This window comes from Sphingorhabdus sp. EL138, assembly GCF_945882965.1.
GTDB lineage: Bacteria > Pseudomonadota > Alphaproteobacteria > Sphingomonadales > Sphingomonadaceae > Sphingorhabdus_B.
In genome coordinates this window covers 1-5,733 of record NZ_CAMCWY010000037.1, presented here as the reverse complement: position 1 = coordinate 5,733, position 5,733 = coordinate 1, and the positions used below count along the sequence as shown (strand labels likewise).

The 5,733-nt window shown below is 54.8% G+C and carries 7 protein-coding genes; 2 read left to right on the top strand and 5 right to left on the bottom strand.

What is annotated here, in order from left to right:
- Window positions 1-1,205: ATP-binding protein (locus Q0N43_RS11455; RefSeq protein ID WP_295446468.1), on the bottom strand; the 1,205-nt coding region annotated here is incomplete at its 3' end.
- Between the two features lie 193 nt (window positions 1,206-1,398).
- Here Q0N43_RS11455 and Q0N43_RS11450 point away from each other — a divergent pair.
- Together Q0N43_RS11450 and Q0N43_RS11445 are read left to right on the top strand one after the other, a co-directional pair.
- The gene (locus Q0N43_RS11450; RefSeq protein ID WP_295446466.1) at window positions 1,399-2,955 is read left to right on the top strand and encodes a class I adenylate-forming enzyme family protein; all 1,557 of its coding nucleotides are present in this window, start codon (window positions 1,399-1,401) and stop codon (window positions 2,953-2,955) included.
- Entirely contained in the window at window positions 2,945-3,448 is a 504-nt protein-coding gene (locus Q0N43_RS11445; RefSeq protein WP_295446464.1) for a DUF2721 domain-containing protein, read from the top strand. Before Q0N43_RS11450 ends, Q0N43_RS11445 begins: the two co-directional genes overlap by 11 nt.
- 29 nt (window positions 3,449-3,477) lie before the next feature.
- On the opposite strand, the gene coaD is transcribed toward Q0N43_RS11445, so the two are convergent.
- The 4 genes from coaD to Q0N43_RS11425 all read right to left on the bottom strand — a co-directional run.
- Window positions 3,478-3,987: a pantetheine-phosphate adenylyltransferase gene (coaD, locus tag Q0N43_RS11440; RefSeq protein ID WP_295446462.1), complete on the bottom strand. Its 510-nt coding sequence runs from the start codon at window positions 3,985-3,987 to the stop codon at window positions 3,478-3,480.
- Window positions 3,988-4,893, bottom strand: coding sequence for a polyprenyl synthetase family protein (locus Q0N43_RS11435; RefSeq protein ID WP_295446460.1), 906 nt, complete (start codon window positions 4,891-4,893; stop codon window positions 3,988-3,990).
- A gap of 5 nt (window positions 4,894-4,898) precedes the next feature.
- Window positions 4,899-5,138: an exodeoxyribonuclease VII small subunit gene (locus Q0N43_RS11430; RefSeq protein ID WP_295446458.1), complete on the bottom strand. Its 240-nt coding sequence runs from the start codon at window positions 5,136-5,138 to the stop codon at window positions 4,899-4,901.
- Window positions 5,139-5,265: 127 nt separating this feature from the next.
- Window positions 5,266-5,733: LysR substrate-binding domain-containing protein (locus Q0N43_RS11425; protein WP_295446456.1), on the bottom strand; the 468-nt coding region annotated here is incomplete at its 5' end.

The following is a 5,733-nucleotide window of genomic DNA, read 5'->3' as shown; positions in this document are numbered from 1 at the left end:
CGCGCATGGCCAGGATTTTCCTCAAGCCACTCACTCATCCGGTCAGCCATCAAGCTTTCCAGCGGCTGGCGGACTTCCGACGAGACCAACTTGTCTTTGGTTTGCGACGAGAATTTCGGATCAGGTAGCTTGACTGACACAATAGCGGTCAGCCCTTCACGCATGTCATCGCCTGTCAGGGTGACCTTTTCCTTCTTCAACACGCCCGATTTTTCGGCATAATTGTTGAGGGTTCGGGTCAGTGCAGATCGGAATGCCGCCAAATGGGTGCCGCCGTCACGCTGCGGGATATTGTTGGTGAAGCACAATACGTTTTCGTAATAGCTGTCATTCCATTCGAGCGCGACATCGATGGCGATGCCGTCGCGATGCGACCTGATTGTGATAGGCTCTGCCAACAATGCCGCTTTGTTACGATCAAGATATTGCACGAACGCGCCGATGCCGCCTTCGTAATAGAGGTCATGCTCTTTAACGTCCGAATGCCGGTTGTCCCGCAGCAAGATGCGAACGCCCGAATTCAGGAACGCCAGTTCGCGATAGCGATGCTCAAGCTTGTCGAAGTCAAATTCGAGTACGTTTTTGAACGTATTGGTCGACGCCATGAAGGTGACGCGCGTCCCCTTTTTGGGCGTGCCGTCCACCACGGGCGCATCACCCCGAACAATGAGAGGACCCACGGCATCGCCATGTTCAAAGCGCATCCAATGCTCTTTGCCTTCACGCCAGATGGTGAGTTCCAAATATTCGGATAGCGCATTGACCACCGAAACGCCGACGCCGTGCAATCCGCCGGACACCTTATAGGCGTTGTCGTCAGATGTGTTCTCAAACTTGCCGCCTGCATGCAGCTGGGTCATGATGACTTCGGCTGCCGAAACGCCTTCTTCCTTATGCATGCCCGTCGGAATGCCGCGGCCATTATCTTCGACAGAAACTGAGCCATCGGGGTTCAGTTCGATCAACACCAGATCACAATGTCCGGCCAACGCCTCATCAATGGCGTTGTCGGATACTTCGAACACCATATGGTGCAGCCCGCTGCCGTCGTCCGTATCGCCAATATACATGCCCGGCCGCTTGCGCACCGCATCAAGGCCCTTCAGAACCTTGATGCTATCGGCACCATATTCGTTCTGGTTGGGATTTTCTGCGCTGTCCGCAGCAGGGTTGTTTTGCGGGTTTTCCGGTGTTTCATCAGTCATCCGGTGACCTTAGGCTGAAACCCCGAAAATCCCAAGGAAAAGCCTCTAAAAATCACCGTTTTTCCAAAATCTTTTGTCTGGAAGAAGCCCGGCTTTGTCAGGTCAAGAGCTGCCTTAGAAAATTAGGCAATGAAACTTTTAAATATCGCGCTAAATCATCCAATAGGCCAGTGAAGGGGTGACGGGAATTTATATGCATATCGATACTGAGCTAGAGAAGGCCTTTGGCGATTTCGGCGCGTTGATTGGTGCTTGGGGGGCAGAAAAGGCCGCCGAGCCTGCGCTTGCTGACAGCCGCATGCAGCTGACCTGGCACGAAGTTGCTCAATTGACGACGCGCATCGGCGCAGGGCTCCAGCGCGACGGGCTTCAGCGGGGTCAGGCGGTTGCCATATTGGGAACCAGCAACGTTCAATATGCATTGGTGTACCTCGCGGCCATTCGGGCTGGGGGCTGTGCTGCGCCATTGACCACATCGGCGGCACCAGCGCAGTTGGCGGCGATGCTAAAGGACTCTGGGGCGATGCATCTGTTCGTGGATGCGGCCAAGCTGGCTGACCTCGAAGGCATCGCATTGGGTGATGTCAAAATCATTATGATGGGCAACGCCGTTGGCGATCACCCGGCGCTTACTGATTGGATGGCACAGGACGGCCCTGCGTTTGCAGCCGTGACGCCTGCTGCCACCGACCCGTTCAACATCATCTATTCCAGCGGAACCACCGGCACGCCAAAGGGCATCATTCATTCGCATGGCATGCGCTGGCACCAGATGGCGGGCGGGTTCAAGTCAATCTACAGCCGCGACACGCGGTCCTTGGCGTCTACACCATTATATTCGAACACGACGCTTGCCGTGTTCCTGCCAACAATGTGCCATGGCGGTTTTGCGCGGATTATGGAGAAGTTTGATGCCTTGGCCTATCTTGGCCATGCGCAAACGGACAAGACCACGCACACCATGCTCGTGCCTGTGCAATATCAAAGGCTTTTGGCGCATGCCGATTTCGGCCATTATGATTTAAGCAGTTTCATAGTAAAATTCTGCACCAGCGCGCCATTTGCCCCAGAGTTGAAGGCAGATGTACTGAAACGTTGGCCGGGCGGCCTTGTCGAGATTTACGGCATGACGGAGGGCGGCGTCGTGTGCATGTTGCAGGCGCATCATCACCCTGACAAGCTCCACACCGTTGGACAGCCCGTAACTGGCCATGAACTGATCGTCTTGGACGAAGACGACAACCGCTTGCCAGCAGGTTCCAAGGGTGTTTTGACCGGCCGTTCGCCTACCATGATGTCCGGTTACAAAAACCAACCGGAAAAGACCCGCGAGATGGAATGGCGTGACGCGGATGGCAATATCTGGCTGAAAACCGGCGATATAGGCATCGTCGACGAAGATGGCTTTGTTTCTATTGTCGGTCGCGCAAAGGATATGATCATTTCCGGCGGCTTTAACATTTATCCCAAGGACCTTGAAGAATTGTTGGAGCAGCAGCCCGAGGTTGCCGAAGCGGCTGTTGTTGGCATGCCATCAGAAGCTTGGGGCGAAACACCCGTCGGTTTTGTGCGATTGCGCGATGACGCAGCCGTGCCCGACGACATTTTGTTGCGCGTTAATAATCAGTTGGGCAAAACGCAGCGGATATCTGTGCTATATCCCATCGACGAAATGCCACGCAGCCATATCGGCAAGCTGCTGAAGACAGAACTACGGTTGTTGGCAGAGGCGAAACAAATTGGACGGTAAATTCGGACCTGATCTTGCAGCCGTCATCTCTGTTCTCCAAACGGCGCTGACACCGGCTTTTTTATTGGTTGCCGTTGGCAGTCTCCTCAACGTGCTCACGGGCCGATTGTCTCGGATTGTCGATCGTTCACGCGATTTGCAGCGTCAATATGCCGACACCGAAGGCCTGGCGCATGAACGCGTAGTGCGCGAATTGCGGATCATCGAAAAACGCATGCGCGTGGTTGGATCATCGATATTGTTCGCAGTTTTGTCTGCGATTTCGGTCTGTGTGGAAATTGCGGTGCTGTTTCTGATGGGACTGACCCAATTTTCTGCTGCTTGGGTAGCTGTTGCCGTATTCATGCTCGCGTTGGCGCTTTTGTCGGCGTGCTTGATTCAGTTTGTGCGCGAAATCCGGCTTGCAACATATGCCATTTATGTGCCGGAGGAATATCTGGAGCTACCACCCGCACCCAAACTGACTACACGGAAGCGGCGCACGTCAATGTAACGCGAAAGCTCTGTCGCACTTAAATGGGGTTAGGAAGATTTCCGGCCAATTTTCTGCACCCGCGCGACGACTTCGTCGCGAATAGCGGGTGTTACAAATTTGCCGATTTCACCGCCGTAAATCGCAATTTCTTTTACCAACCGCGATGCAATGGGCTGAAGCGACACATCCGCCATTAAAAACAGCGTCTCGACGCGGTCATTCAGTTGCCGGTTCATACCCGTCAGTTGATATTCATATTCAAAGTCAGTGACCCCGCGAATGCCCCGAATGACCGTGCTCGCGCCGTGCGCGTCGGCAAAATCCATGAGCAACGAGTTGAACCCGACAACCCGAATATGGGTAGAACCAATACTTGCGACCTCACGCTCAACCATCGCAATACGCTCATCGTCGGAAAACATGGGCGATTTCGCCGCGTTTGTTGTTACGCCAATGATAAGTTCATCCACCAATTTCGCGCCGCGCCGGATGATGTCCATATGGCCCAAGGTGATGGGATCAAAAGTGCCAGGATAAACGCCAATCCGGTGAGTCATTTAGCGATCCCTTTCGGTGATGTAATTTGCAATAGCGCGCAACAAATTGGCTTCGGCGCCATTGCTGGATAAATGGTCATTGGCCTGAGCGACAAGCATTTCGGCCTGCTGTTTTGCGCGTTCAAGGCCCATCAGCGATACGAACGTCCCTTTGCCCGCATCTGCATCTTTTTGAAGGGCTTTTCCGGCGAGTTCAGGATCGCCTTCGACATCCAAGATGTCATCGGCAATCTGAAAAGCGAGGCCAATGTCGCGGGCATAGCCGCGCAAATGCATGCGTCCTTCGGGCGGGACATGACCTAAAATTGCGCCCATCTCAACGCTGGCGGCAATCAGCGCACCCGTCTTTAGTGCTTGCAAACGCATAACGGTTTGTAAGTCGAAAGTGGCGTTCTCCGCTTCAATATCCATCATCTGGCCGCCAGCCATCCCCTCGGGGCCGCTGGCCAGTGCAAGCGTCGATACCAGTTCGCCGCGTATAAATGGATCGGGATGCGTCTGCGGGTTTGCTAGTATTTCGAAGGCCAAAGCATGCAAGGAGTCGCCCGCCAGAACAGCTGTGGCGTCATCAAAAGCGCGGTGGACGGTTGGCTTGCCCCGCCGCATGTCGTCATCATCCATACAAGGCAGGTCGTCATGGACGAGCGAGTAAACATGGATCGCCTCGACGGCCGTGCCAACACGTAACGCAACCGCACGATCAACATGAAACAAGGCAGCGGTCGCGGTGACGAGCAAAGGACGAAGCCGCTTACCCCCACCGATTGCCGCATGCCGCATCGCCGCATACAGACGGTCCCGCGCGTCGCCCGGCAATTCTAGCAGGGCGTCAAATTCCTGGTCAATATCCGTCGCAATTTGCGTGAGCGCGTCTTGCAACAAAGAAGGGGGCGGCGCGTGCGACATGACGCTCATCCGGCGTCAAAAGGCGCAGTGCCCACAGGTGACCCATCGGGGCCCAGCGCAATCGCCTCAATACGCGCCTTCGCGGTATCCAGCCGCTGCTGGCACAAGGCGCGCAAAGCATTCCCGCGTTCATACAGGGCAATGGATTCATCCAGCGGCGCTTCGCCACTTTCCAGCTTGTGCACAATATCTTCAAGCGCGCGCAGCGCTTGTTCGAAATTCATGTCGGCTACGTCTTGGGTCATCCCACTGCAATGCCGCTCGTCGCCCGTTGGGTCAAGTGCTTCGCGCCATCGAACTTTGGGTCTGTTGGCCTTTAAACTGCTTCATAGCGACGGCATCGCCTGCCAAACCGCCGTCTGCTGCCTGCTTTTATACGCCGGACTTGAGCAGCCAATCGTGGAAAATCTTTACAGCGCGTTGTTTAAGGGCCCGGGGGCGACATACGAAATAATAGCTATAAGGGCTTTCAACTTCCGTATTGAACAAACGCGTTAGACGGGGGTCGCGTGCATCTGAAAAATGGCTCCCATGCATGATAGCAACGCCAAGACCGTTCGCTGCGGCTTCAAGCATAAGCGCGCCACTATCTAGGCTATCCACGGCTGCGGGCTTCAACTTGGGCACGCCCATTGCCTGCCGCCAGGCATCAAAAATCATCGGCATATCGGTATGAACCATGACTGTGTATTTGGCGAGATCTTCGGGTTTTTCGACTTTATGCTCCTTGGCCCATACCTCGGAAGCGATAGCGTAGACCAGATTACGGTCAAGCCGGACGCTGTACAATTTGGGATCGACTTCAGCCGCAATGATAATGGCCGCGTCAACGACATCGCC